Below are 26,655 nucleotides of genomic sequence, written 5' to 3'. Positions count from 1 at the left end.
GAGATCGATGATGACGATTAAATTGAAACTGGAATTGGCTTCGGGGCAATCGCTGAAGGGGGCGCCGTTGGAGTTATTGTCCAAAGGTGTGCCGATTGCTCAGGGAGTTGTGGATAAGCATGGAAGTGTGACGTTCGATGTTAAATCTGCGGTGGTTCAGTTGGCCGTGCGGGTGGATCGTTCGATTCTGAAAACTGGCTGAAGTTAATGGCCCCATCGCGAGCAGGCTCGCTCTCACAAGGGATCTTTGGTGAACAAGATATTCGTGGCGCCAATGACCCACTGTGGGAGCGAGCCTGCTCGCGATGGCATTTCCCATGGCGCAGCTGACTGAACGAATAAACCCTGACCATTCGTCGAAACTGTAATTTCTGACAGTAGCCGAGATGAAGCCCCTCTGATGAACTGGTGTCGCGGATAAGTATTCGCGATTACCTGTTATCAAATGGAGATGGACATGGACGATACTATAAAGAAAACATCTACCCCTTTTAAATCATCTGGATCTCCGGAGCTAGAGGCGCCAACCACCCCGCAATTTTCTGGAACCACCCTCAAACTGGCAGATATTGGTGAGTACTTAGAATTAGGCATTCAATATAAGGGTCAAGTCCCGGGACAATTCGCGATGGCCTACATAAACGTCATCAATGACAAAGGTAAAACTGATTCATGGTACGGCGGAATCAATATTAAAGATGACAAAGTCAACATCAAAAAATTTCCAGCTACCGATGTGTTCGAAATCATTTCCAACAAAGGTAATGCGGAACTTCTTTACACAGTCAAGTTCGGGGAAATTGAAAAAGAGTCGTACTCCTTGAAACTTAGCGTAGAGCGCTAGGGTAACAAAACAAATCACCTCATCAATACGGTGATGTCAGCGCTGCGCCTGCGCCTCTTCATGCGCATGGCGCAGCCTTTCCCGACTGTTCGTCAAATGCAACCGCATCGCCGCCCGCGCCGCATCCGAATCCTGGCGCGCGATCGCGTCGTAAATCTCTTCGTGCTCACGACTCAGACGATTCATGTAGTGCTGTTGGTCGTCATGGGCCAGACGCGCGGAGTTGAGACGCGTACGCGGAATGATGCTGGTGCCCAGGTGGGTCATGATGTCGGTGAAATACCGGTTGCCGGTCGCCAGGGCGATTTGCAGGTGGAACTGGAAGTCGGACGCCACGGCATCGCTGGCATGGGAGACGCTTTCATTCAACGCGTCCAGCGCGGCACGCATCAAGGCCAGCTGTTCCGGGCTGCGGCGTTGCGCGGCGAGGCCGGCGGACTCCACTTCGAGGCTGATACGCAGTTCCAGAATCGCCAGCACGTCACGCAGCGTGACCACGGTCGCCGGGTCGATGCGGAAACCGCTCGGGCTCGGGGTGTCGAGCACGAAAGTGCCGATGCCGTGGCGGGTTTCCACCTGGCCAGCCGCCTGCAAACGGGAAATCGCCTCGCGCACCACGGTGCGGCTGACGCCATGGGCATCCATGATCGCCGACTCGGTGGGCAATTTATCGCCGCGTTTGAGATGACCGTCGCGGATCTGCTCGGACAACACCGTCACCAATTCCTGTGCGAGGCTACGGCGCTTGCGAGGGAGGCGTGGTGCGTCGATCGGGTTTTCCATGGTGAACGTCTTTCTCGAAAAATCGGCTGAAACCGCATCATAGCTCAACGCGGTTGTACGATCACCATCACCACTCTTGTAGGAGCGAGGCTTGCCCGCGAATGCCGTCACGCGGTTCCACATGAGGACCGTGTCATCGTTCTTCGCGGGCAAGCCTCGCTCCTACAGGGGGCGGAGGTGTTTATGCGATCACGGTCTGGTCCACCAAATGGCCATTTTCAATGCGCACATGCCTTGGATGGAAACGCTTCAGGCTGCTGCGATGCCCGACGCTGACAATGCTCAGCCCCGGAATCTCATCGATCAACGCCTGGTACAGCGACGCTTCATCCTCTTCATCCATCGCCGAGGTCGCTTCGTCCATGTACAGCCATTGCGGTGCGTAAAGCAGCGCGCGGGCGAAAGCCAGGCGTTGCTGCTCACCCGGCGACAGCATGCGCTGCCAGTGATTGGCTTCGTCCAGACGCGCAACGAGGTGCGGCAAACGGCAAGTCTCCAGCACATGCACATACCGCTCGTGCGGATAGGTCTCGCCGGCCTGTGGATAACTCAGCGCCTCGCGCAACGTGCCAATCGGCAGATACGGTTTTTGCGGCAGGAACAGGTAACGCGCCGCAGGCAGGCGAATGCTGCCGTGGCCCGCCGGCCACAAGTGTCCCATCGCCCGCAACAAGGTCGACTTGCCGCTGCCGGAACGACCGCTGAGCATCACGCGCTCGCCCTCCTCCACGGTCATGTCGGCGTTGGTCAGCAAATGACGACCGTCGGCCAGATCGAGGCCCAGGTTGTGCACTTTCAAAGCCGTACCGGAATTTTGCACATCGATCGCCGGCGCACGTTCTTCGTTATCAGTCATGGCCTGGCGGAAACTCAGCAGACGATCACAAGTGGCGCGCCACGACGCGAGGTTCTGGTACGCACTGATAAACCAGCTGAAACTCTCCTGCACATTGCCGAACGCCGAACTGATTTGCATCAGCTCGCCGAGTTCGATCTTGCCGGACAAGTAACGCGGCGAAGCGACGATGAACGGAAAGATGATGGCTGCCTGTTGGTAACCTGCGGTAAAGAACGTCAGACGCTTGGACACCTTCATGATGTCCCAGAAATTGTGCCAGACCATCCCGAAGCGGTTGCTCAAGCGACGGTTTTCATTGGGCTCGCCATTGTACAGCGCAATGCTCTCGGCATTTTCGCGAATCCGCACCATGGAGAAACGCAGGTCGGCTTCGAAGCGTTGTTGTTGGTTGTTGAGTCCGATCAAGCGGCGACCGATCAAATGGGTCAGCCAGCTGCCGACCACGGCATACACCAGCACACACCAGAACATGTAGCCGGGAATGGTAAAACCAAACACTTCGATACTGCCCGACACGCCCCACAGAATGATCGAGAACGATACCAGGCTGACAATATTGCGCAGCAAACCGATGCCCAACTCCAGGGTATTGGAGGTGAAATTGTTGAGGTCTTCGGAAATCCGCTGGTCCGGGTTATCGGTGTAACCGCCCTGCTCCAGCTGGTAGTAATTCTTGTTGCCAAGCCAGCGGGCGAAATGCTTTTCCGTGAGCCAGGCACGCCAGCGAATGGTCAGCATCTGGGTCAGGTAGAGCCGGTACACGGCACCGACAATCGCCACCGCCGCAATCCCGCAGAAATACAGAATCAGCCGCCAGAACGCCGCTTCGTCTTTTTGCTGCAGCGCGTTGTAAAAATCCTTGTACCAGGTGTTGAACCACACCGAGATCCCCACGCTGATCAACGATAACGCAATCACCGCGATCAGCAGCGTCCAGGCCTTGACCTTCTCCTCGCTGCGCCAGTAAGGCGTGATCATCGCCCAGACTTTTCGAAAAAACTGCCCGCGCACAGCATCGTTGACCGCGGAGTACTCAGCGTTCTGATTCATGGAAAAGGCTCGATAAAGAAAAGAACACACACGAACCGATCATAGATGATCGGTTCGGGTTATCGCGAGGGCTGGCGATAATCGTTCAGCAACCGTTCAGCGGCGAACCGGACGCTTCTGCAGTTTGCGCTGCAGCGTGCGGCGGTGCATGCCCAGGGCGCGGGCAGTGGCGGAGATGTTGCCTTCGTGTTCGGTCAGTACGCGCTGGATGTGTTCCCACTGCAGGCGATCCACCGACATCGGGTTTTCCGGCACCAGGGTATCGAGGTCGGCGTGCTCGGAGAGCAGCGCGGCCAGCACGTCGTCGGCGTCCGCCGGTTTGCACAGGTAGTTGCAGGCGCCGCGCTTGATCGCCTCGACGGCGGTGGCAATGCTCGAATAACCGGTGAGGATCACCACGCGCATTTCCGGGTCTAGCTCAAGTAGCTTGGGCAACAGCACCAAACCGGAATCGCCGTCCATTTTCAGGTCCAGCGCGGCGTAGTCTGGCAGGTCGGCCTGAGCGATGGTCAGGCCTTCTTCGGCGGAACCGGCGGTGCTGACGCGAAAACCGCGACGGGCCATGGCACGGGCCATCACCCGGGTAAAAGTAGCGTCGTCGTCTACCAGCAGCAAATGCGGCAGTTCTTCGCCTTCGACTTGGATCTCGTCACTCATGTTCGTCTCCTCGGGCGACACGGGGCAGGCGCAGCTCGGTGAGCGTGCCGCCTTCCTCATGACTGTAGAGTTTCACTGAGCCGCCGGCGCGTGTCACGCTGGCCTTGCTCAAAAACAGGCCCAGGCCGAAACCTTTGCCCTTGGTGGTAAAAAACGGCTTGCCGATCTGTTCGGCAATGGCCAGCGGCACGCCGGCGCCGTGGTCGCGAATGCTGATGGTCAAGTCTTCGGCATTCCAGTCCAGCGTTACCTGCAGCCCTTCGGGACACGCATCAGCGGCATTGTTCAGCAAATTCAGCAGCGCTTGCGTCAGATCCGGCGGCGGCGCCATGCGCGGCACAGTGCCCTGGCCCAAGCGCTGGAAGCGGTAACTGGCTTCCGGGCGCATCAGATGCCAACGGTTCAGGGCTTCGTCGAGCCAGTCGGTAACGTCTTGCATCTCCACCGCCAAACGACGATTGGCCTCGGCGGCGCGCACCAGTTGTTGCAAGGTCTCTTTGCAGAGTTTGACTTGATCTTGCAGCACGCTCAAATCGTCCTGCAACAGCGGGTCGGGATGGTCTTGGCGCATTTCCTTGAGCAGCACGCTCATGGTCGCCAGCGGCGTGCCCAGTTCATGGGCGGCGCCGGCAGCCTGGGTTGCGACGGCCAGCAATTGCTGGTCGCGCAGGCCTTCTTCACGGCGGATGGCGCGCAGTTCTTCCTGGCGGCGCAGCTCTTCGGCCATGCGTGCGGCGAAGAAGGTGATGACCGCTGCGGCAAGGGCGAAACTCAGCCACATGCCGTAGACCTGCAGGTTTTCGCGGGCGATGGGGAAGGTTTCCAGCGGATAGAACCGCGCCAGCAACAGGGTATAAAGCGCCAGCGCGATCCCGGAAAGAATCACCGAATAACGCCACGGCAACGTCACGGCGGCGATGGTCAGCGGCACCAGGTAATACGAGACAAACGGGTTGGTCGAGCCGCCGGAGAAATACAGCAAGGCGCTGTGGATAAACAGATCGCAGGCCAGTTGCAGGGCATATTCCAGCTCGGTCACCGGCCATGAGGTGCGCAGGCGAACCGCGGTGAACGCGCACAGCAGCGTCGAGCAACCCAGCGTCATCGCCAGTTGCACCCACGGCAACGGCAGCAGATCGAACCAGTAGGCCAGGCCCACGGAACCGGCCTGAGCGGCGAGTACCAAGGTGCGGATGAACGTCAGCCGCCAGAGGTTCTGGCGAGTGGCGGAAGTAATTTGAACGGGGGCGAGCATGAGCTCTCCTGATGAGCGCTCCAGGCGGATCGCACGGAGTATAACCAAGCACGGGGGCTGGCAGGCAAAAGTGCGGCAAACAGCCACATGGCAGGAAGGCTCGCAGTCCCCCTGTGGCGAGGGGGCTTGCCCCCGTTGGACTGCGCAGCAGTCCCAAATCCAGCCAGCGCGTTATGTCAGTCAAATCCAGTCAGCCGTTCTGCGACTGCTGCGTAGTCCAACGGGGGCAAGCCCCCTCACCACAGGGATCACCGGCATCTGTATAGAAGTTGTAACTGTGCGAACCGGATCATTAAAGTTAGAGTCTGATGGTTTCACGCAGGCTCGGACCTTAACCCCTGCGCACCGTCCAAGGAGTTTTCATGCACAGTTTCCGCCGCAGCGCCGCCCTTCTTGCCCTTAGCGTTGGCACCGTCGCCAGCCTCCCGGCCCTGGCCGCCGACGAGCTTCATTACAACCAGATTTCCCTGCGTGCCGAAGTCAGTCAGGAAGTGGCCCGCGACCTGATGATCGTGACCCTCTACACCGAAGAACAAAACACCGACCCGGCCAAACTCGCCGCCGACGTCAGCACCACCATGAACAAAGCGCTGGCCCAGGCCAAACAGGTCAAGGAAGTCACCCTGCGCCAGGGCAGCCGCAACAGCTACCCGATCTACGACACCAAGGGCCAGAAAATCACCGGCTGGCGTGAACGCGCCGAACTGCGCCTGGAAAGCTCCGACTTCGCCGCGCTCTCGAAGCTGACCGGCGAACTGCTGACCGACCTGAAAATGGGCGGCATGGACTTCGCCATCGCCACGCCAACCCGCAAGGCCAGCGAGGATGCGCTGCTGAAAGAAGCCGTCACCGCGTTCAAGGCTCGCGCGCAACTGGCGACCGATGCGTTAGGCGGCAGGGGTTACAAAATCGTCAACCTGAACCTGAACAGCAACGGTTATCCACAACCGTACATGCGCGGGCCGATGATGATGAAAGCGGCGAGCATGGATGGGGCGCCGGTGACGCCTGAAGTTGAGGCAGGCACCAGCCAGGTGAGCATGACGGCGGATGGGGCGATTGAAGTGTTGATGCCTTGATTGGCTAATCCGTCCATAAAAACGGCGATTACCGAAGTGATCGCCGTTTTTTATTGCCTGTAAAAAATTGGGTTAGCCCGTCAATTTGAGAGGGCTTGGGGCCGTCGCTATTATCGAGATGCCGCCCGGAATGAGCCAGTTCGAGAACAACATTAGGTGATTCTTTCGAAATTATTACCCGCGACCTCCCGATGGGAGGGGGGTGTACGATCGAATTAGTTGTTCAGCTTGCTCCTTTGTTTTACAAAACATACTGACCTCCCTGGTCTCCTCCCCATCCTTCTTATGAACCCGGTAAGGATTCTCTTGATACGCCGAATCATACTCATAAATCAAATAGCCTTTATATTCAGTAACTTTTGGATAACTCATGATTCATCCTTACAAAAACGACAACCAAAGACTCGCTATCTAAACGAGCCCAACCTAACAGAAACAAACTCTATTGCCTGAATCACACTCAACCAAAACAAAAACATGTCTACTGTAAGAAATAACAGGTAAAAGCGAATACCTGCACATTTTTAACATTATTTTGGAATAGCGATTAAAACCAATAATTCGCCCACTCGAAAAATGATTGCATTGCACCGAACAGGCACCTTCACACTATCGCGAGCAGGGTACCCCCCCCACAAAGTCGCTACCGAATCTGTCGAGCCGAGTCTGCACGCGATAACAGTGAAGGGGGTGGCTAGTGATTATACTTATCCGCATTAATCAAATCTTTAGCGCGACTCCAAGCCGTATTTTCTTCACCATACTCACCCTCAATTGGGTTTCCACTTTGGAGAATCTGCCACCATGAATTGTTATACGCGGAGTATTGGACAACCTCATAGCCATGTTGTCGGATGTCATTTTTTTCTTCATTGGTCATGATTATTTCCTTATATAAATTCTGCACGTTGTAAGCCCGACCGCTTAGCCAGTGCAAGACTGTTACGGGCTGCGACCATCCTCAATCAAGTTGCGGGATATTTCTACTGTCAAACCTGACAGGTACTGGCAGTAATCAAACTGATTTGACCCGTTAGAAAAACGTCAACCATTGAGCTACTGACAATCGAGGTTTTTTGCTGATCGATATGCCGCGAGCAGGCTTCTACAGTGGGTCCGTATGGAACACACCATTTATGTCACAACCCGATCTAATGCGAGAGCTAGCCTGCTCGCGAAAAACGATAACGCGGTCTACACCGGATCGACGTTATCCAGCGCCCGATTCACCGCCAACTCCGCCAGCATGATGATTTGCTGAATTGCCAACACCGTATTGCGCTGCGGGCCGATCAGGTTCGCGGCGAAATCACTGGTCATGACACTGGCGGACGCCAGGGATTCGCAAGCTTGTGCCAGGAGACTTTCGCTATCCATGTCCGGGGCGATCATGAACATGGTGCTGGGACGACGGGGTTTGGGGGCGTATTGGTCGGGTGGATCGAGGTAGTAATCGAGGGCGCGTTTTATGGCTTCGCGGTCTTTGAGGAGCGCTTCGGTTTCGGGGGTTTCGGCGTTGGGGGTTGTGGTGTTGAAGGGTGGATCGGGGATTAACTTATCCATGGAAAAACTCCTACTTAAAAAATGGAGCCATCCATTGTCGTTTCCACACGACAAATAGGTGGCGGCTGCACGCAGGGTGGAAATACCGGTTAGTAGGACCCGGCCAGACCGAAGTCTGCCCACGCACAGCCGCCATGACGCAGTTTGCAGACGAACGAAGACGTCGGCAACGAATACGATGGGCCAGCTATGCGGCTACTAAGAGATCCAGGTTTCCACGCCCGGTCGCTGAAATTGCAGCGACGGCCAAAGGTTAGAAGGACTGCTTCCTACCCGGCAACCTGAAAAATGCGTGGGAAAGCGCTGTGTTTCTTACACATCTTTCAACACAAAAATGGAACGCGGAGCGTCCCGGGCGGCATTCCCACGCGGAGCGTAGGGAACGATCAATCGGGGGCAGCAGAAAGAGATTGGTCGGCTGCCAGGCCGCCATCGCGAGCAGGCTCGCGCCTACAAGGGTTCGGTGTACACGCTTCGCTTCTCACCACTCAACAGGCCGAGCGTTAGCTCGCCTGCTTTTGATCTTGATCCACCCGCCCCGTCGGGAGGCTGAGTGGAGGTGTTCATCCGGGGAGTGGCGCGTAGCGCCGTTCGACGCAGTCGAACACGCTGCATGTAGGTCGTCGCGAAGCAGACCGGAGGGCAGTGTCCCCGGATGGATGCCGGAGCGAAGGTACGCCGAGCCTTAGCGAGGGGCCGGACGTTTGGGGCGAGCCTTTTTGGGTACTTTTTTGGCGTTTGAAAAAAGTGCCTCGCCGTAAGGGCGAAACCGCCAGCCGCCGTTACCGCAGAAATGGATATGTACACAACCAACAAGAAAATGGTCGGCTACCAGGCCGCCTTCGCGAACAAGCCCGCTCCCACAATGGGACTGGGTACACCTGAAAGTAATCAGTCAGCTTCGGGCTCCCTTCCGGTCCACCGCGCATCCGTCAAAAATGCTCATTTACAAGACGTTCAACCCTTTGAAAAAACCAAAAGCGCTACCGCAAGCAGCAAACGGTTGCACCCTCGGGTACTACCACCACGCACGGGCGGCACCCACCCAATCCCAAATCCAAAGCATCCCCCCAGATGTCCACTGGCAAACAGTAACGAAACAATCTGCCCCCACAGACACAACAACCCTTTAAACAACAATCACCTACCCACCAAATTGGAACTCAGTCTCATTCACGCCCGCACGCCCCTCAATGATGGGTATAAATAAGTAACACCGCGCTCCAATCAAGTGCGCAAGACGTCCGGATCGCCCCGAGCAGGTGCGCCAGACGCACCGAAAAAACCCTGCGCAAACGGTCAAATGCGCATGAATTTATACATATGCGACATTAAGGTACGTTCGTGCCACCGTTTAACGCCTGTGGCCACTCAGGATCTTGCAATGGGTATGGCCCCTGCATAAGTATCCGCAGGCACGGCTCACGAGGTCGTCCTCTAATTCCAAAAATGACAACAAATCATGAGGCCAACATGCTTAAACACGCGGTCATTCCGTTTTTAGTCGGCGCAGGCTTGTTAGCCTCCGCACCTTTCGCCCAAGCGGCGACTAACCTGGTGTTTTGCTCCGAAGGGAGCCCGGCCGGTTTTGATCCTGGTCAGTACACCACCGGAACCGACTTCGACGCCTCTGCAGAAACCATGTTCAACCGCCTGACCCAGTTCGAGCGCGGCGGCACCGCCGTGATTCCTGGTCTGGCGACCAAGTGGGACATCTCCGATGATGGCCTGACTTACACCTTCCACCTGCGTGAAGGCGTCAAGTTCCACACCACCCCGTACTTCAAGCCGACTCGTGAGTTCAACGCCGACGACGTGCTGTTCACCTTCAATCGCATGATTGACAAGAACGACCCGTTCCGCAAAGCGTACCCAACCGAATTCCCGTACTTTACCGACATGGGGATGGACACCAACATCACCAAGATCGATAAAGTCGACGACCACACCGTCAAATTCACCCTCAAAGAAGTTGATGCCGCGTTCATCCAGAACATGGCCATGAGCTTCGCGTCTGTCCAGTCCGCCGAGTACGCTGCCCAGTTGCTCAAGGAAGGCAAGGCCACCGATATCAACCAGAAGCCGGTCGGCACTGGCCCGTTCGTGTTCAAGAGCTACCAGAAAGACTCCAACATCCGCTACACCGGGAACAAGGACTACTGGAAGCCTGAAGACGTCAAGATCGACAACCTGATCTTCGCCATCACCACCGACCCGTCGGTGCGTATCCAGAAGCTGAAGAAGAACGAGTGCCAGATCACTCTGTTCCCACGTCCGGCCGACCTGAAGGCGCTGCAAGAAGACAAGACCTTGAAGGTGCCTAACCAGGCTGGTTTCAACCTGGGTTACATCGCCTACAACGTGATGGACAAGATCAAGGGCAGCGATCAGCCGAACCCGATGGCTCAATTGAAAGTGCGTCAGGCACTGGACATGGCCGTCAACAAGCAGCAGATCATCGACTCCGTCTACCAAGGTGCTGGTCAACTGGCCGTCAACGCCATGCCGCCAACCCAGTGGTCTTACGACACCACCATCAAGGATGCGCCGTACAACCCTGAGAAAGCCAAAGAGCTGCTCAAGGAAGCCGGCGTCAAAGAAGGCACCGAGATCAATCTGTGGGCGATGCCGGTGCAGCGTCCGTACAACCCGAACGCCAAGCTGATGGCTGAAATGCTGCAGTCCGACTGGGCCAAGGTCGGTATCAAGGCCAAGATCGTGACCTACGAGTGGGGCGAGTACATCAAGCGTTCCAAAGGCGGCGAAAACGGCGCGATGCTGATTGGCTGGAGCGGCGACAACGGTGACCCGGACAACTGGCTGAACGTGCTGTTCGGCTGCGACTCGCTGCAGGGCAACAACTTCTCCAAGTGGTGCGACAAGAAGTTCGACGGCATCGTCAAGGAAGCCAAGCGCACAACCGACCAGGGCAAGCGCACCGAACTGTACAAACAGGCGCAACACGTCCTCAAAGACGCTGTTCCAATGACACCTATCGCTCACTCGACGGTGTTCCAACCCATGCGCAACAACGTTGAAGACTTCAAGATCAGCCCGTTTGGCTTGAACTCCTTCTACGGCGTCAGCGTCAGCAAATAAGATTTTGCAACGGCGACGTTTTTTAACGTCGCCGTTGTTTTATCTGCCGAGAAAGTAGGAAACAGCCTACATCCAATTCCGTCGCGGATGACCGCCGTGACGTCGGATGCGTTGCCTTTTCCCACAAGTCTTTCGGACTCTACGCATTTACTGCCAGACCCACGGCTCATACCGTCAGGATCTGACCAGTGCATGCGTGGGCTCTCGGTTTTGCTGCACGTCATGGTTTGAACTCAGTGATGCCTCCACATCCGCGGACGGGACGGCGGCTCATTGAAAACACTTAGCGAACGAGAAAAGGGAGCGTCATGCGCAATACCTTGGTTTTATCCGCATTGCTGGGCACCGGCCTGCTGGCCGCCACTTCCATCAGCCAGGCCGCCAATAACAGCCTGGTGTTCTGCTCCGAAGGCAGCCCCGCTGGTTTCGATACTGCGCAGTACACGACATCGACCGACAACGATGCCGCCGAGCCGTTGTACAACCGATTGGCAGAGTTTGAAAAAGGCGCGACCAACGTCGTACCCGGCCTGGCGACGAGCTGGGATATTTCCGAGGACGGCCTCAAGTACACCTTTCACCTGCGCGAAGGGGTGAAATTTCACACGACCAAGTACTTCACGCCGACCCGTGATTTCAACGCCGATGACGTGCTGTTCACGTTCAATCGCATGCTCGATCCGCAGCAACCTTTCCGTAAGGCTTATCCGACCGAGTTCCCGTATTTCAACGGGATGAGCCTGAACAAGAACATCGCCAAGGTCGAGAAGACCGGGCCGCTGACCGTGGTCATGACGCTCAACAGCGTCGACGCCGCGTTCATCCAGAACATCGCCATGAGCTTCGCTGCCATTCTGTCCGCCGAATACGCTGACAAACTGCTGGCGGAAGGCAAGCCGAGCGACATCAACCAGAAGCCGATCGGCACTGGCCCGTTCGCGTTCAAGAGCTACCAGAAAGATTCCAACATCCGCTACACCGGCAACAAGCAGTACTGGGACCCAAGCCGGGTCAAGCTCGACAACCTCATCTTCTCGATCAACACCGACGCCTCGGTGCGCGTGCAGAAGCTCAAGGCCAATGAGTGCCAGATCACCCTGAGCCCGCGCCCCGCCGACGTGCCCGCGTTGAAGAACGATCCGGCACTCAAGCTCATCGAGAAGCCTGGTTTCAACCTGGGCTACATCGCCTACAACGTCCGCCACAAACCGTTCGACCAACTCGAAGTGCGTCAGGCGCTGGACATGGCGGTGAACAAGCAGGGCATTCTCAACGCCGTCTACCAAGGCGCCGGTCAACTGGCCGTCAACGCCATGCCGCCGACCCAATGGTCTTACGACGACACGATCAAGGACGTCGCCTACAACCCGGAAAAAGCCAAGGAACTGCTCAAGGCTGCCGGCGTGAAAGAAGGCACCGAAATCACCTTGTGGGCGATGCCCGTTCAGCGCCCTTACAACCCGAACGCCAAGTTGATGGCCGAAATGCTCCAGGCTGACTGGGCAAAAATCGGCCTCAAAGTGAAAATCGTCAGCTACGAATGGGGCGAGTACATCAAGCGCACCAAGAATGGCGAGCACGACGTCAGCCTGATTGGCTGGACCGGTGACAATGGGGACCCGGACAACTGGCTCGGCACGCTTTACAGCTGCGACGCCATTGGTGGCAACAACTACTCCATGTGGTGCGATCCGGCTTACGACAAGTTCATCAAGCAGGCCAAGGTCGTCACCGACCGCGACCAGCGCACCGTGCTCTACAAACAGGCGCAGCACTATCTCAAGCAACAAGTGCCGATCACGCCTATCGCCCATTCGACGGTCAACCAGCCGTTGAGCGCCAAAATCGAAGGATTCAAGGTGAGTCCATTCGGTCGTAACGTGTTCTCGGGCGTCAGTATCGACCAATAACCGATTAGCCAGAAACGCTGGGGGCGCATTGCGCCCTCACGCAAGCGTATTGCCGTCATTCGCCGATCAGGCCATCAGCAAACGTTTGCGAAGCCTTGTATGAGTTCTAAACCAAATAGCCGGATCACCAAAAAAGACCGGCATTAAAAAAAAAGAAAGTAAGGAGCTTCACCCATGAAACTGAGCAGCACCGCGTTATTGGCCCTGGCCATCAGCAGCGTAACCGCCTCGGCTTACGCAGAAACCCAAAGCCAGGCGTTCACGCCGGTTACCGTTAAAGAGAAAAGCGCCCAAAGCGAAGCCACCGGTTTTGTTGAAGGCCAATCGATCACCGGTTCCACGCGTAACTGGTATGCGAACGAATCGTTCAAGCGGGGCGCGACGCTCAACTATCGTAAAAACGGCGAGACTCGCACGACTGACCGTCGCATCAACTGGGTGCAAGGCACGATCATCAAGTACAACTCGGGCTTCACCGAGGGTACTGTCGGTTTCAGCACCGAAGTGGCGGCCTACAACGCTATTGCTCTGGACCGTGATCGCAAAGACCTCGCGTCCGGTAACGGTGGTGCTCCTGAGCCAGGTCGGAGCGGCCGTGGCAACAACCGTACTTTGACTGAAAATGGCGGTGACGCCGTTGATCAGTGGAGCAAACTGGGCCTGGCCAACGTCAAGGCACGTTTCTCCAACACCACGCTGACGGCCGGTCGCCAGAACTTCAGCAGCCCCCAAGTGGATGTCATCGGTAACCGTCCGCTGCCTTCAAGCTTCGAAGGTGTGACCCTGCACAGTGAAGAGCTGGAAAACCTGTCCTTCGACCTCGGCACCTTCGACCGTAACTCGCCGCGTACCGAACAGAGCCAGCGCAAGTTCCGTTCCGAATACGGCGACGGTACCGCTGAAGCTGATCACGTCAACACCGCCGGTATCACCTACACGCCGTTCGCCAGCCTGACCACCAGCCTCTGGGGCACCCAGGCCGAAGACCTGTGGAACCAGTACTACTTCGGCGCCTCCCACGTTCTGGGTGACAGCTCGGTACTGAGCCTGACCACCGGCCTGAACTACTACAAGACCGTCGACGAAGGCAAAAAGCTGCTGGGCGAAATCGACAACGATACCTACTCGCTGTCGTTCGGCCTGACTCACCAGGCTCATACTCTGACCTTCTCGTACCAGGAAGTGAACGGTAACGAGTACTTCGACTACCTGCACGAAACCAACGGCATCTACCTGGCCAACTCCCTGCTGTCGGACTTCAACGGCCCGAACGAGAAATCGTTCCAGATTGCTTATGGTCTGAACATGGCTGAATACGGCATTCCAGGTCTGAAGTTCAACATCTACCAGGCTCGCGGCTGGGGCATCGACGGTACTCACTATGCCGGCGGCGGTTACGACGGCGTGCAGTCGATGGACGGCGAGCACCATTATGAATACGGCATCGGTACTTCGTACGCCGTACAGAGCGGCCCGCTCAAGGCCACCACTGTTCGCGCGACCTACACCGCTCACCGCGCCAGCGAAAACCAGGCGGATGGCAGCCTCAACGAGTTCCGTCTTGTGACCACCATCCCGTTTAACATTCTGTAATACACCTGCCGAACGGCTGATTCAGTGAAGAATCAGCCGTTCGGCTTTTGTCCTTTAACCGATTGCAGAGGGTTCTTGATGAAAATGCTTCCCCTACGTGCGGCCATCGCAGCCGCGTTGCTGAGTGTCGCTGTTGGCGTCTCGGCCAACCCCCTGGTGGTCTGCACCGAAGCCAGTCCGGAAGGCTTCGATATGGTCCAGTACACAACTGCAGTCACAGCCGATGCGGTGGCCGAAACCATCTTCAATCGTCTGGCGGACTTCAAGCCCGGCACCACTGAAGTGATTCCGGCACTGGCCGACTCCTGGGACATCAGCGAGGACGGTCTGACCTACACGTTCCACCTGCGCAAAGGCGTCAAGTTCCACACCACCGAATACTTCAAGCCGACCCGCGACATGAACGCCGAAGACGTGGTCTGGAGCTTCCAGCGTCAGCTGGACCCGAATCACCCGTGGCACAAACTGTCGAGCGTGGGCTTCCCGTACTTTGAAAGCATGGGCTTCAAGGAACTGCTGAAAAGCGTCGAGAAAGTGGACGACAACACGGTCAAATTCACCCTGACCCGCCGCGAAGCGCCGTTCCTGGCCGACATCGCCATGGCCTTCTCCTCGATCTATTCCGCCGAGTACGCCGACCAGTTGCTCAAGGCCAACAAAACCGGCGACCTGAACAACAAGCCGGTCGGCACCGGCCCGTTCGTTTTCCAGCGCTACAACAAAGATGCCCAGGTTCGCTTCAAGGCCAACCCGGACTACTTCCGTGGCAAGCCACCGGCTGATGCGCTGATCCTGGCCATCGCCACCGATAACAACGTGCGCCTGCAAAAGCTCAAGGCCAACGAGTGCCAGATCGCGCTGTATCCGAAGCCGGATGACATCCCGAGTATCAAGAAAGACGAGAAACTGAAGGTCGATGAACTGAACGCGATGACCGTTTCGTACATCGCCATGAACACCACGCACAAGTACATGAGTGATGTGCGCGTGCGTAAAGCCATCGACATCGCCTTCGACAAGGCGGCTTACGTGAACGCGCTGTTCGGCAAAGGCAATGCGACCGTGGCGGTCAACCCGTACCCGGACACCCTGCTGGGCTACAACCACGACCTGAAGAACCCGCCACGCGACCTGGACAAGGCTCGCGCCCTGCTCAAGGAAGCCGGCGTACCGGAAGGCACCGTGCTGACCCTGTTCACCCGTAACGGCGGCGGTCCGACCAACCCGAACCCGATGCTCGGCGCACAGATGATGCAGGCTGACCTGGCCAAGGTCGGGATCAAAATCGATATTCGCGTCATGGAATGGGGCGAAATGCTCAAACGCGCGAAAAACGGCGAGCACGACATGGTTTCCGCCGGATGGGCGGGCGATAACGGCGACCCGGATAACTTCCTGACGCCTATGCTGAGTTGCGAAGCGGCCAAGAACGGCGAAAACTACGCGCGCTGGTGCAACGAGAAATTCCAGACGCTGATCGACCAGGCACGGGCTAAAGTGAACCCCACGGAACGTGCGGCGCTCTACGAACAAGCCCAGGAAGTTTTCAATCAGGACCAGCCATGGATCAGCATGGCGCACACCCGTATGTTCACCGCAATGCGCAACAACGTAGAGGGCTATCACATTAGCCCCCTCACCACTAATAACTTCGCCACCACCCAGGTGAAGTAGATAAGAAACTACCGGCATTCCTGACCCAGGAATGCCGGGCACGCCTAACCGGCTGATGAGGTACACCACAAGATGTTTAGTTTTATTGCCCGCCGATTGGGGTTATTGATCCCCACATTCTTCGGCATCACCTTGCTGACTTTCGCGTTGATTCGCATGATTCCTGGCGACCCCGTGGAAGTGATGATGGGCGAACGTCGGGTCGACCCCGAAATGCACGCTCAGGCAATGGAACGCCTTGGCCTGAACAAACCGCTGTATGCCCAGTACCTGGACTACATCGGCAAGTTGGCCCACGGCGACCTTGGCGAATCCCTGCGTACCCGTGAAAGCGTCTGGAGCGAGTTCAGCTCTCTATTCCCCGCGACCCTGGAACTGTCCATGGCCGCGCTGTTGTTCGCCGGCATCCTGGGCCTCCTGGCCGGGGTGATTGCGGCACTCAAGCGAGGATCCCTGTTCGACCATGGGGTGATGGGCATCTCCCTGGCGGGATATTCGATGCCGATCTTCTGGTGGGGCCTGATCCTGATCATGTTCTTCTCGGTATCCCTGGGCTGGACCCCGGTGTCCGGGCGGATCGACCTGCTCTACGACATCGAGCCGCGGACCGGTTTCATGCTCATCGACACGCTGCTGGCCGATGACGTCGGTGCGTTCTTCGATGCCCTGCATCACCTGATCCTGCCGGCCATCGTGCTCGGCACCATCCCGCTGGCCGTTATTGCACGGATGACCCGTTCGTCGATGCTCGAAGTGCTGCGTGAAGACTACATCCGTACCGCCCGCGCCAAAGGCCTGTCGCCGTCGCGCGTGGTCTTTGTTCACGGCCTGCGCAACGCGCTGATTCCGGTACTGACCGTGGTCGGCCTGCAAGTCGGCACATTGCTGGCCGGTGCGGTCCTGACCGAAACCATCTTCTCCTGGCCCGGCATCGGCAAATGGCTGATCGAAGCCATTGGCGCACGGGACTATCCCGTGGTGCAGAACGGCATCCTGTTAATCGCCTGCCTGGTGATTCTGGTCAACTTCGTAGTGGACATCCTCTACGGCTTTGCCAACCCACGCATTCGTCACCAGCGCTGAGATCATCATGACCATGACCACTCCAGCTTCAACTACAAATCAAGCGGTAACAGTCGATCAAAGCCTGCTGTACCCGTCCCCGTACAAAGAATTCTGGCAAGCGTTTTCCAAGAACAAAGGCGCCGTTGCCGGCCTGATGTTCATGCTGCTGGTGATTTTCTGCGCGATTTTCGCGCCGTGGGTTGCCCCGCATGACCCGAGCGAGCAATACCGCGACTTCCTGCTGACCCCGCCGTCCTGGCTGGAAGGCGGGCAGATCCAGTTCCTGCTCGGCACCGATGAACTGGGTCGCGACCTGCTGTCGCGGCTGATCAACGGTTCGCGCCTGTCCCTGCTGATCGGCTTGTCGTCGGTGGTGATGTCGCTGATTCCGGGCATCCTTCTGGGTCTGTTCGCCGGGTTCTTCCCGAAACTGCTCGGCCCGACCATCATGCGTCTGATGGACATCATGCTGGCCCTGCCGTCCCTGCTGCTGGCCGTGGCGATTGTCGCCATCCTTGGCCCTGGCCTGATCAACACCATTATTGCCATCGCCGTAGTTTCGTTGCCGTCCTATGTTCGTCTGACCCGCGCCGCGGTGATGGGCGAATTGAACCGCGACTACGTGACCGCCGCGCGTCTGGCCGGTGCCGGTCTGCCACGCCTGATGTTCGTCACCGTGCTGCCCAACTGCATGGCGCCGCTGATCGTTCAGGCCACCCTGAGTTTCTCCTCGGCGATTCTCGATGCCGCTGCACTGGGCTTCCTCGGCCTTGGCGTACAACCGCCAACCCCTGAGTGGGGCACCATGCTGGCTTCGGCTCGCGACTACATCGAACGCGCCTGGTGGGTCGTCAGTCTGCCTGGTTTGACCATTTTGCTCAGCGTGCTGGCAATCAACTTGATGGGCGACGGCCTGCGCGATGCGCTGGACCCGAAACTCAAGAACGCCGCCTGAGGAGATTCAAATGTCACTGTTAGAAATCAAGAATCTCAACGTTCGCTTCGGCGACAAGAACGCCGTTCCGGTGGTCGACGGCCTCGACATCTCCGTGGACAAGGGCGAAGTACTGGCCATCGTTGGCGAGTCGGGTTCCGGTAAATCCGTGACCATGATGGCGCTGATGGGCCTGATCGAGCATCCGGGGATCGTCACCGCTGACGCGCTGAATTTCGACGGCAAGAACATGCTCAAGCTGAGCAACCGTCAGCGTCGGCAAATCGTCGGCAAAGACTTGGCCATGGTCTTCCAGGACCCGATGACCGCGCTGAACCCGAGCTACACCGTCGGTTTCCAGATCGAAGAAGTGCTGCGCCTGCACCTGAAAATGTCCGGCAAGCAAGCCCGCGCACGCGCCATCGAACTGCTGGAAAAAGTGGAAATCCCGGGCGCCGCCAGTCGTATGGACGCCTACCCGCATCAACTCTCCGGCGGTATGAGCCAGCGTGTTGCGATCGCCATGGCGATTGCCGGCGAACCGAAACTGCTGATCGCCGACGAACCGACCACCGCACTGGACGTGACGATTCAGGCGCAGATCATGGACCTGCTGCTGGCGTTGCAGAAAGAGCAGAACATGGGCCTGGTGCTGATCACTCACGACCTCGCGGTCGTGGCCGAAACCGCCCAGCGCGTGTGCGTGATGTACGCCGGCCAGGCGGTCGAAGTGGGTCAGGTTCCTCAGCTGTTCGACATTCCGGCACACCCTTACAGCGAAGCATTGCTCAAGGCGATTCCGGAACACAGCCTGGGCGCCACACGCCTGGCCACGCTGCCGGGCATCGTTCCCGGTCGTTACGACCGTCCGCAGGGTTGCCTGCTGTCGCCACGCTGCCCGTATGTGCAAGAGAATTGCCGCGCCCAGCGTCCGTCCCTCGATCCGAAAAGCAACAGCCTCGCCCGCTGCTTCTACCCGTTGAATCAGGAGGTGGCGTAATGGCCGTCGTACTTACCGCCCGCGACCTGACCCGTCACTACGAAGTGTCCCGAGGCTTGTTCAAGGGCCATGCGACCGTGCGCGCCCTGAACGGTGTGTCGTTCGAACTGGAAGCCGGCAAGACCCTCGCCGTTGTAGGCGAATCGGGCTGCGGCAAATCCACCCTGGCCCGTGCCCTGACGCTGATCGAAGAGCCATCCTCCGGCTCCTTGAAAATCGCCGGGCAGGAAGTTGCCGGCGCCGACAAGGCTCAACGCAAGCAACTGCGCAAAGACGTGCAGATGGTGTTCCAGAGCCCGTACGCGTCGTTGAACCCACGGCAGAAAGTCGGTGATCAACTGGCCGAGCCATTGCTGATCAACACCCAGCTGAGCGCTGCTGAGCGTCGCGAGAAAGTGCAAGCGATGATGAAGCAGGTGGGCTTGCGTCCTGAGCACTATCAGCGTTATCCGCACATGTTTTCCGGCGGTCAGCGCCAGCGGATCGCCCTCGCCCGCGCGATGATGCTGCAACCCAAAGTGCTAGTCGCGGACGAACCGACCTCGGCGCTGGACGTGTCGATTCAGGCGCAGGTGCTGAACCTGTTCATGGATTTGCAGCAAGAGTTCAACACCGCCTACGTGTTCATCTCCCACAACCTGGCGGTGGTGCAACACGTCGCCGATGACGTGATGGTGATGTACCTCGGCCGCCCAGTGGAAATGGGTCCGAAGAACGACATCTACGAGCGTCCTCTGCACCCGTACACCCAGGCGCTGCTGTCGGCCACCCCGACCATTCACCCGGACCCGAACAAGCCGAAAATCAAGATCGTCGGCGAGCTGCCCAACCCACTAAACCCGCCGTCTGGCTGCGCTTTCCACAAGCGCTGCCCGTACGCGACCGAGCGCTGCACCACGGAAGAACCGCTCCTGCGTCTGGTCGACACCCGTCAGGTGGCTTGTCACTACGCCGAGCAATTCTTGGATTAAAGGAACAAAAAATACTGTGGGAGCGGGCTTGCCCGCGAAGAGGCCGGCACATCCAACATATGTGGTGACTGACACTCCGTCTTCGCGGGCAAGCCCGCTCCCACAGGGATTGTGCTGCCCAAACAACCCCTTCTGCCTGGATTGCACATCAGTCCGGCAGGAGGGGTTTTCTTTTGTCCGTCATTTACGTTTGCGTGTCTTCCTCGTCTTCCTCATCGACGTCTGGGTCGTCCTCGTCTGCTTCGGTCGCAGCGATCATCAGCTCGCTGTGCACGCCTTGCCCATTCAAAGCCTGTTTTTCATGGTTCTCACATTCTGCCCACGCCACCGCCGACGTGCCGAGGGACAGCATCACCAAAACCTTAAGCAACATCATAATTCGTTGATAAATACTCATAGCCGATTCCATCCTTTCTTGGGTGACGCGTGGATGCCTGAAAGGTACTGAGTGAAATTTAGTTCCGATTGACCGGGTTCTCCAGACAGGACGCTACCGGGTAGCAGAAAATCGCGCTGGCTGGAAGATTGGTTTGTAATAGGGGTTATGCCGAAAAGGTCAAAAAGATCAAAAAGATCAAAAACCAAAATCAAAAGATCGCAGCCTTCGGCAGCTCCTACGCGCCTGTGGGCGCTGCCGAAGGCTGCGATCTTTTGATTTTCCCAATAAAAAAGGCGAAGCCCGAAAGCTTCGCCTTTTATGTACTTGAGCATCTTTACCGATTAATGATGCTCACGCGTCGCACGGAATTTCACGTCCGGCCAGCGCTCTTCCATCAACGCCAGGTTGACCCGTGTCGGGGCCAGGTAGGTCAGGTGACCACCGCCGTCGACCGCGAGGTTTTCCACGGCCTTGACCCGGAATTCCTCGAGCTTCTTCTTATCGTCGCAATCGATCCAGCGCGCGGAATAAACGGTGATCGGCTCATAAGAGCATTCAACCTTGTATTCCTCTTTCAAGCGGCTGGCGACCACATCGAACTGCAGCACACCGACGGCGCCGAGGATGATGTCGTTGCTGCGCTCGGGGAAGAACACCTGGGTGGCGCCTTCTTCCGCCAATTGCTGCAAGCCTTGACGCAGTTGCTTGGATTTCAGCGGATCACGCAGACGCACGCGACGGAACAGTTCCGGGGCGAAGTGCGGGATACCGGTGAAGCCCAGGACTTCGCCTTCGGTGAAGGTGTCGCCGATCTGGATGGTGCCGTGGTTGTGCAGACCGATAATGTCGCCGGCAAACGCTTCTTCCAGTTGCTCACGCTCGGAGGAGAAGAAGGTCAGGGCATCGCCGATCCGCACGTCCTTGCCGGTGCGCACGTGGCGCATCTTCATGCCTTTTTCGTATTTGCCGGAGCAGATACGCATGAAGGCGATACGGTCGCGGTGTTTGGGGTCCATGTTCGCCTGGATCTTGAACACGAAGCCTGCAAACTTCTCTTCAACCGGTTCCACGGTGCGCTCGTTGGCGACACGGGCCAGCGGTTTCGGCGCCCAGTTGACCACGGCGTCGAGCACGTGATCGACACCGAAGTTGCCCAGTGCAGTACCGAAGAACACCGGGGTCAGTTGGCCGTCGAGGAATTCCTGTTGATTGAATTCGTGACAGGCGCCCTGCACCAGTTCCAGCTGATCGACGAAGCGATCGTACTCGTCACCGAGGTGCGCGCGGGCTTCATCGGAATCGAGCTTCTCGATGATTTTCACATCGGTGCGCTCGTGGCCGTGGCCTGCGGTGTACACGATGATGTAATCGTCGGCGAGGTGATAAACGCCTTTGAAATCGCGGTAGCAACCGATCGGCCAGGTGATCGGCGCCGCCTTGATCTTCAAGACCGCTTCGATTTCGTCTAGCAGTTCGATCGGGTCGCGGATGTCACGGTCGAGTTTGTTGATGAAACTGACAATCGGCGTATCACGCAGACGGCAGACGTCCATCAGCGCGATGGTCCGAGGCTCTACACCCTTACCGCCGTCGAGGACCATCAAGGCAGAATCCACCGCCGTCAGGGTGCGGTAGGTATCTTCGGAGAAGTCTTCGTGGCCTGGGGTGTCGAGCAGGTTGATCATGTGATCGCGATACGGGAACTGCATGACCGACGTGGTAATCGAGATACCACGCTGCTTTTCCATTTCCATCCAGTCGGAGGTGGCATGGCGGTCGGATTTACGGGATTTCACCGTGCCAGCAATCGCAATCGCCTTGCCCATCAGCAAGAGCTTCTCGGTGATGGTGGTTTTACCGGCATCGGGGTGGGAAATAATGGCGAAAGTGCGGCGTTTCGCGACTTCGGCGGCCTGTTTGGTCATGGGAAATCGCCTGGCAGGTGATTCAAAAAAGGGCGGCGAGTATAGCGCAAACCGACCGTCACGGACCACCGTTCGCCTGTAGCAGCTGCCGAGCCTGCGAGGCTGTGGTGAGGGGATTTATCCCCGTTCGGCGGCGAAGCCGTCGTAATCCATTGGACGCAGTGTGGCTGGAAAAACAGGGGCCGCTTCGCAGCCCAACGGGGCGGTGCGACGTTTCGCTAAATCCCCTCGCCACAACTCGCAGGCTCGGCAACTGCTACATGTGCAATATGGGATGCGGGGTGGCTAAATGCTGTTAATTATGGAACCTTTTAAAAGGTGGAGGCGTCCACTCCCCTGTTACAGCTCTCGTAGCAGGGTTTGCAAAACCTGCAAGTTAGCCTGACGAGGCTGCGCTTATGGCTCGATCTCATGCGGTTTTATCAGTATGAGGAGCTGCTTCTCGCGAACGTTGATCAATCCCGGCAGCCAGGAATGGCATGCCCCACGGGACTGCGTTCGCCGACAAAGAAAAAAGGAGTCCGCCTGTGGCTATTCGCTATGGCAAGGGGCTGATAGGAGGTGCGGTTGTCGTCGCTCTCCTGGCCCTGCTGGTCCACTGGATTGGCATCAACACGATCGAACATTACCGCGACGATTTGTTGTTTTACCTGCAAGCCCATTTGATTCTCGTCCTCGCTTCCATGCTGGCCGCCCTCGTTGTGGGCATCCCCGCCGGTATCTTCCTCAGCCGCCCGACCATGGTGGGCCGCGCTGAACGCTTCATGCAGATCTTCAACATCGGCAACACCGTGCCGCCTCTTGCCGTACTGGCCATCGCCCTGGGGATCCTCGGCATCGGCAGCGGTCCTGCGATTTTCGCGCTGTTCCTCGCCTCGCTGTTGCCGATCGTGCGCAACACCTATGAAGGCCTGAAAAACGTCCAAGGTTCACTCAAGGAAGCGGCCGTCGGCATCGGCATGACCCCGACTCAGGTGCTGTGGCGGGTCGAACTGCCGAACGCCGTGCCGATCATCATCGGTGGCGTGCGCGTGGCGCTGGCGATCAACGTCGGCACCGCCCCGCTGGCGTTCCTGATCGGCGCCAACAGCCTGGGCAGCCTGATTTTCCCCGGCATCGCCCTGAACAATCAGCCGCAACTGCTGCTCGGCGCGGCCTGTACCGCCCTGCTGGCCTTGCTGCTCGACGGCCTGGTGACACTCGCCAGCCGCCTCTGGCTCGAACGTGGCCTACGCCCGTCTTAAGCCTCGGCAAAGGAATATTTATGAAAGCTTTCCACCTAAAAGGCATGACCTTAATAATGGGCTGCGCCCTGCTGTTCGCAGGATTTGCCCAAGCCGCTGAAAAACCGGTGATCCGCATCGGTGCCCGGGTGTTCACCGAACAAACCCTGCTGGCGGAAATCACTTCCCAATACCTGCGCACCAAGGGTTACGACACCCAGGTGACCGGCGGTCTGGGCAGCAACCTCGCCCGCAGCGCCCACGAAAGTGGTCAGCTGGATTTGATGTGGGAATACACCGGCGTGTCACTGGTGGCTTACAACCATGTCACCGAAAAACTCGACAGCGCCCAGTCCTACGCCAAGGTGAAAGAACTCGACGCGAAAAAAGGCCTGATCTGGCTGACCCCGTCGAAGTTCAGCAACACCTACGCCCTGGCCCTGCCGGAAAGCACCGCGAAGGCTTACCCGCAGATCAACACCATCAGCGAGCTGAACACGGTGATGCAGGCTGAAGCCAAGACTAATCACCTGGTGGCGCTGGACACCGAGTTCGCCAACCGTTCCGACGGTCTGGACGGCATGGTCGACCTCTACGGCATGAACCTGACCCGCAAAAACATCCGGCAGATGGATGCTGGTTTGGTCTACACCGCCCTGCGTAACGGCCAGGTGTTTGCCGGTCTGGTCTACACCACCGACGGTCGGTTGAACGCCTTCAAGCTCAAACTGCTGGAAGACGACAAGCACTACTTCCCGGACTACACCGCCGCGCCAGTGGTGCGTCAGGACTACCTCGACGCCCATCCAAAACTGGCGGAAGAAATAAAGCCGCTGGCTGAACTGTTCGACGACGCCACCATGCGCCAGCTCAATGCGCGGGTCGATGTCGATCACGAAAGCCCTTCATCCGTTGCCGCCGATTTCCTGCGCCAGCATCCAATCAACTAAGGAGGAAAAGCCATGGAATTTCTGAACGCCTTTTCCCATCTCGACTGGCCGCTGGTCCTGAACCTGACCTGGCAGCACATCACCCTGGTCGGCATCGCCGTGACCCTGGCGATTCTGGTCGGCGTGCCGCTGGGCATCCTGATGACCCGCTTCCCGACACTGGCCGGCCCGCTGCAAGCCAGCGCCACGGTGCTGTTAACCGTGCCGTCGATTGCGCTGTTTGGCCTGCTGCTGCCGTTCTACTCGAAATTCGGCCAGGGCCTCGGCCCGATGCCGGCGATCACGGCGGTGTTTTTGTACTCGTTGCTGCCGATCATGCGTAACACCTATTTGGCGCTGACCGGCGTCGAACCGGGCATTCGCGAAGCCGCACGCGGAATTGGCATGACCTTCGGCCAGCGCCTGCGCATGGTCGAACTGCCGATCGCAGTGCCGGTGATCCTCGCCGGCGTGCGCACCGCCGTGGTCATGAACATCGGTGTCATGACCATCGCCGCCACCATCGGTGCCGGTGGCCTCGGTGTACTCATTCTCGCTTCCATCAGCCGCAGCGACATGTCGATGCTGATCGTCGGCGCCGTGCTGGTCAGTCTCCTGGCCATCTTCGCCGACCTGCTTCTGCAATGGCTGCAACGCACGCTGACTCCAAAAGGACTGCTCAAATGATCGAACTTCAAAACCTCAGCAAGACCTTCCAAAGCAACGGCAAAGATGTGAAAGCCGTGGACTCGGTAAGCCTGACCGTCAATGAAGGCGAGATCTGTGTGTTCCTCGGGCCATCGGGCTGCGGCAAAAGCACCACGCTGAAAATGATCAACCGCCTGATCAAGCCGACCTCCGGCAAGATTTTGATCAACGGCGAAGACACCACCGACCTCGACGCCGTGACCCTGCGTCGCAACATCGGTTATGTGATCCAGCAGATCGGTCTGTTCCCGAACATGACCATCGAGGAAAACATCACCATCGTTCCGCGCCTGCTGGGCTGGGACAAACAGAAATGCCACGACCGCGCTCGTGAGTTGATGAGCATGATCAAGCTCGAACCCAAACAGTATCTGAATCGCTACCCCCGTGAATTGTCCGGTGGTCAGCAGCAGCGGATCGGCGTGATTCGTGCGCTGGCGGCGGATGCACCGCTGTTGCTGATGGACGAACCGTTTGGCGCGGTCGACCCGATCAACCGCGAGATGATCCAGAACGAGTTCTTCGAAATGCAGCGCGCGCTGAACAAGACCGTGATTATGGTCAGCCACGACATCGACGAAGCCATCAAGCTGGGCGACAAGATTGCGATCTTCCGCGCCGGCAAGCTGCTGCAGATCGATCATCCGGACACGCTGCTGGCGCATCCGGCGGACGACTTTGTCAGCAACTTCGTCGGTCAGGACAGCACCCTCAAGCGTCTGTTGCTGGTGAAAGCCGAAGATGCGGCGGACAACGCACCGTCGGTGAGCCCGGAAACGCCAGTGGCTGAAGCCCTGGAGTTGATGGACGAACTGGACCGTCGTTATGTGGTGGTCACCGATGGTGAGAACAAGGCGCTGGGTTATGTACGACGCCGCGACTTGCACCGTCAGACCGGAACTTGTACGCAATACCTGCGCGAATTCAACGCCACCGCAGCGTACGACGAACATTTGCGCATCCTGCTGTCGCGCATGTACGAGTTCAACCGCTCGTGGTTGCCGGTGATGGATGCCGAGCGAGTGTTCCTGGGGGAAGTGACTCAGGAATCGATTGCCGAGTATCTGAGTTCCGGCAAGTCCCGTGGCGGCAAGACCAGTATTGTTTCGCCTGCTGAAGTAGCGGAGCAGGCAGCCACCGCCTGACGCCCTCACG

At 57.9% G+C, this 26,655-nt stretch carries 24 protein-coding genes; 15 read left to right on the top strand and 9 right to left on the bottom strand.

Annotation, left to right across the window (positions count from 1 at the left end; all coding sequences use genetic code 11):
* Positions 1–10 precede the first annotated feature (10 nt).
* Complete coding sequence (locus ACIQV9_RS11270) at positions 11–202, top strand: hypothetical protein (RefSeq protein ID WP_403101133.1); 192 nt, start codon at positions 11–13, stop codon at positions 200–202.
* A gap of 255 nt (positions 203–457) precedes the next feature.
* Positions 458–844 carry a hypothetical protein gene (locus tag ACIQV9_RS11265; protein ID WP_403101130.1) on the top strand — a complete coding sequence of 129 codons (387 nt, stop codon included), beginning with the start codon at positions 458–460 and terminating at the stop codon, positions 842–844.
* Between the two features lie 36 nt (positions 845–880).
* On the opposite strand, the gene ACIQV9_RS11260 is transcribed toward ACIQV9_RS11265, so the two are convergent.
* The 4 genes from ACIQV9_RS11260 to ACIQV9_RS11245 all read right to left on the bottom strand — a co-directional run bounded on the left by ACIQV9_RS11260 (position 881) and on the right by ACIQV9_RS11245 (position 5,448).
* A complete protein-coding gene (locus ACIQV9_RS11260) occupies positions 881–1,627 on the bottom strand; it encodes a FadR/GntR family transcriptional regulator (RefSeq protein ID WP_403101128.1) in 747 nt (248 codons plus the stop codon).
* A 181-nt stretch (positions 1,628–1,808) separates the two neighbouring features.
* Positions 1,809–3,536: an ABC transporter ATP-binding protein/permease gene (locus tag ACIQV9_RS11255; protein ID WP_403101126.1), complete on the bottom strand. Its 1,728-nt coding sequence runs from the start codon at positions 3,534–3,536 to the stop codon at positions 1,809–1,811.
* A 96-nt stretch (positions 3,537–3,632) separates the two neighbouring features.
* Positions 3,633–4,193: a response regulator transcription factor gene (locus ACIQV9_RS11250; RefSeq protein ID WP_007942792.1), complete on the bottom strand. Its 561-nt coding sequence runs from the start codon at positions 4,191–4,193 to the stop codon at positions 3,633–3,635.
* A complete protein-coding gene (locus ACIQV9_RS11245) occupies positions 4,186–5,448 on the bottom strand; it encodes an ATP-binding protein (RefSeq protein WP_403101124.1) in 1,263 nt (420 codons plus the stop codon). Before ACIQV9_RS11245 ends, ACIQV9_RS11250 begins: the two co-directional genes overlap by 8 nt.
* 362 nt (positions 5,449–5,810) lie before the next feature.
* On the opposite strand from ACIQV9_RS11245, the gene ACIQV9_RS11240 reads away from it, so the two are divergent.
* A complete protein-coding gene (locus tag ACIQV9_RS11240) occupies positions 5,811–6,527 on the top strand; it encodes an SIMPL domain-containing protein (RefSeq protein ID WP_403101122.1) in 717 nt (238 codons plus the stop codon).
* Positions 6,528–7,221: 694 nt separating this feature from the next.
* On the opposite strand, the gene ACIQV9_RS11235 is transcribed toward ACIQV9_RS11240, so the two are convergent.
* On the bottom strand, positions 7,222–7,407 hold the full coding sequence (locus ACIQV9_RS11235; protein ID WP_403101120.1) for a hypothetical protein: 186 nt from the start codon (positions 7,405–7,407) through the stop codon (positions 7,222–7,224).
* 314 nt (positions 7,408–7,721) lie between these two features.
* Positions 7,722–8,090, bottom strand: a complete 369-nt coding sequence (locus ACIQV9_RS11230) for a DUF6124 family protein (RefSeq protein WP_403101118.1) — start codon at positions 8,088–8,090, stop codon at positions 7,722–7,724.
* Between the two features lie 1,473 nt (positions 8,091–9,563).
* On the opposite strand from ACIQV9_RS11230, the gene ACIQV9_RS11225 reads away from it, so the two are divergent.
* The 8 genes from ACIQV9_RS11225 (at position 9,564) to ACIQV9_RS11190 (ending at position 20,336) form a co-directional block, all read left to right on the top strand.
* A complete protein-coding gene (locus ACIQV9_RS11225; RefSeq protein ID WP_403101116.1) occupies positions 9,564–11,189 on the top strand; it encodes an ABC transporter substrate-binding protein in 1,626 nt (541 codons plus the stop codon).
* Positions 11,190–11,497: 308 nt separating this feature from the next.
* Entirely contained in the window at positions 11,498–13,099 is a 1,602-nt protein-coding gene (locus ACIQV9_RS11220; protein ID WP_403101113.1) for an ABC transporter substrate-binding protein, read from the top strand.
* Between the two features lie 174 nt (positions 13,100–13,273).
* The gene (locus ACIQV9_RS11215) at positions 13,274–14,692 is read left to right on the top strand and encodes an OprD family porin (RefSeq protein ID WP_403101111.1); all 1,419 of its coding nucleotides are present in this window, start codon (positions 13,274–13,276) and stop codon (positions 14,690–14,692) included.
* Positions 14,693–14,770: 78 nt separating this feature from the next.
* Positions 14,771–16,366: an ABC transporter substrate-binding protein gene (locus ACIQV9_RS11210; RefSeq protein WP_403101109.1), complete on the top strand. Its 1,596-nt coding sequence runs from the start codon at positions 14,771–14,773 to the stop codon at positions 16,364–16,366.
* Positions 16,367–16,438: 72 nt separating this feature from the next.
* Positions 16,439–17,449 carry an ABC transporter permease subunit gene (locus ACIQV9_RS11205; RefSeq protein ID WP_131063110.1) on the top strand — a complete coding sequence of 337 codons (1,011 nt, stop codon included), beginning with the start codon at positions 16,439–16,441 and terminating at the stop codon, positions 17,447–17,449.
* A 7-nt stretch (positions 17,450–17,456) separates the two neighbouring features.
* Entirely contained in the window at positions 17,457–18,386 is a 930-nt protein-coding gene (locus ACIQV9_RS11200; protein WP_403101107.1) for an ABC transporter permease subunit, read from the top strand.
* Positions 18,387–18,396: 10 nt separating this feature from the next.
* Complete coding sequence (locus tag ACIQV9_RS11195) at positions 18,397–19,365, top strand: ABC transporter ATP-binding protein (RefSeq protein WP_403101105.1); 969 nt, start codon at positions 18,397–18,399, stop codon at positions 19,363–19,365.
* Positions 19,365–20,336 (top strand): peptide ABC transporter ATP-binding protein, encoded by a 972-nt coding sequence (locus ACIQV9_RS11190; protein WP_403101103.1) that lies wholly within the window; start codon positions 19,365–19,367, stop codon positions 20,334–20,336. The genes ACIQV9_RS11195 and ACIQV9_RS11190 overlap by 1 nt, the downstream gene beginning before the upstream one ends.
* Positions 20,337–20,520: 184 nt before the next feature.
* Here ACIQV9_RS11190 and ACIQV9_RS11185 read toward each other — a convergent pair whose 3' ends face one another.
* Genes ACIQV9_RS11185 through ACIQV9_RS11175 form a run of 3 tightly spaced genes read right to left on the bottom strand, consistent with a single transcriptional unit; the run spans position 20,521 to position 22,640 of the window.
* The gene (locus ACIQV9_RS11185; protein ID WP_403101100.1) at positions 20,521–20,733 is read right to left on the bottom strand and encodes a hypothetical protein; all 213 of its coding nucleotides are present in this window, start codon (positions 20,731–20,733) and stop codon (positions 20,521–20,523) included.
* Positions 20,730–21,047, bottom strand: coding sequence for a hypothetical protein (locus ACIQV9_RS11180; protein ID WP_403101097.1), 318 nt, complete (start codon positions 21,045–21,047; stop codon positions 20,730–20,732). The genes ACIQV9_RS11185 and ACIQV9_RS11180 overlap by 4 nt, the downstream gene beginning before the upstream one ends.
* A 9-nt stretch (positions 21,048–21,056) precedes the next feature.
* Positions 21,057–22,640 carry a peptide chain release factor 3 gene (locus ACIQV9_RS11175; RefSeq protein WP_007942808.1) on the bottom strand — a complete coding sequence of 528 codons (1,584 nt, stop codon included), beginning with the start codon at positions 22,638–22,640 and terminating at the stop codon, positions 21,057–21,059.
* 527 nt (positions 22,641–23,167) lie between these two features.
* Between ACIQV9_RS11175 and ACIQV9_RS11170 the strand changes: the two genes are divergently transcribed.
* From ACIQV9_RS11170 to ACIQV9_RS11155, 4 genes are read left to right on the top strand one after another with little or no spacing between them, the layout of a single operon-like run.
* Entirely contained in the window at positions 23,168–23,884 is a 717-nt protein-coding gene (locus ACIQV9_RS11170; RefSeq protein ID WP_008148956.1) for an ABC transporter permease, read from the top strand.
* Positions 23,885–23,904: 20 nt separating this feature from the next.
* The gene (locus ACIQV9_RS11165; RefSeq protein WP_403101094.1) at positions 23,905–24,813 is read left to right on the top strand and encodes a glycine betaine ABC transporter substrate-binding protein; all 909 of its coding nucleotides are present in this window, start codon (positions 23,905–23,907) and stop codon (positions 24,811–24,813) included.
* Positions 24,814–24,825: 12 nt separating this feature from the next.
* Positions 24,826–25,479 carry an ABC transporter permease gene (locus ACIQV9_RS11160; protein WP_403101092.1) on the top strand — a complete coding sequence of 218 codons (654 nt, stop codon included), beginning with the start codon at positions 24,826–24,828 and terminating at the stop codon, positions 25,477–25,479.
* Positions 25,476–26,645 carry a betaine/proline/choline family ABC transporter ATP-binding protein gene (locus ACIQV9_RS11155; RefSeq protein WP_403101089.1) on the top strand — a complete coding sequence of 390 codons (1,170 nt, stop codon included), beginning with the start codon at positions 25,476–25,478 and terminating at the stop codon, positions 26,643–26,645. The genes ACIQV9_RS11160 and ACIQV9_RS11155 overlap by 4 nt, the downstream gene beginning before the upstream one ends.
* Positions 26,646–26,655: the final 10 nt, after the last annotated feature.

Source organism: Pseudomonas sp. NPDC099000 (assembly GCF_044759925.1).
GTDB lineage: Bacteria > Pseudomonadota > Gammaproteobacteria > Pseudomonadales > Pseudomonadaceae > Aquipseudomonas.
This window is presented reverse-complemented; position numbering and strand designations above follow the sequence as displayed.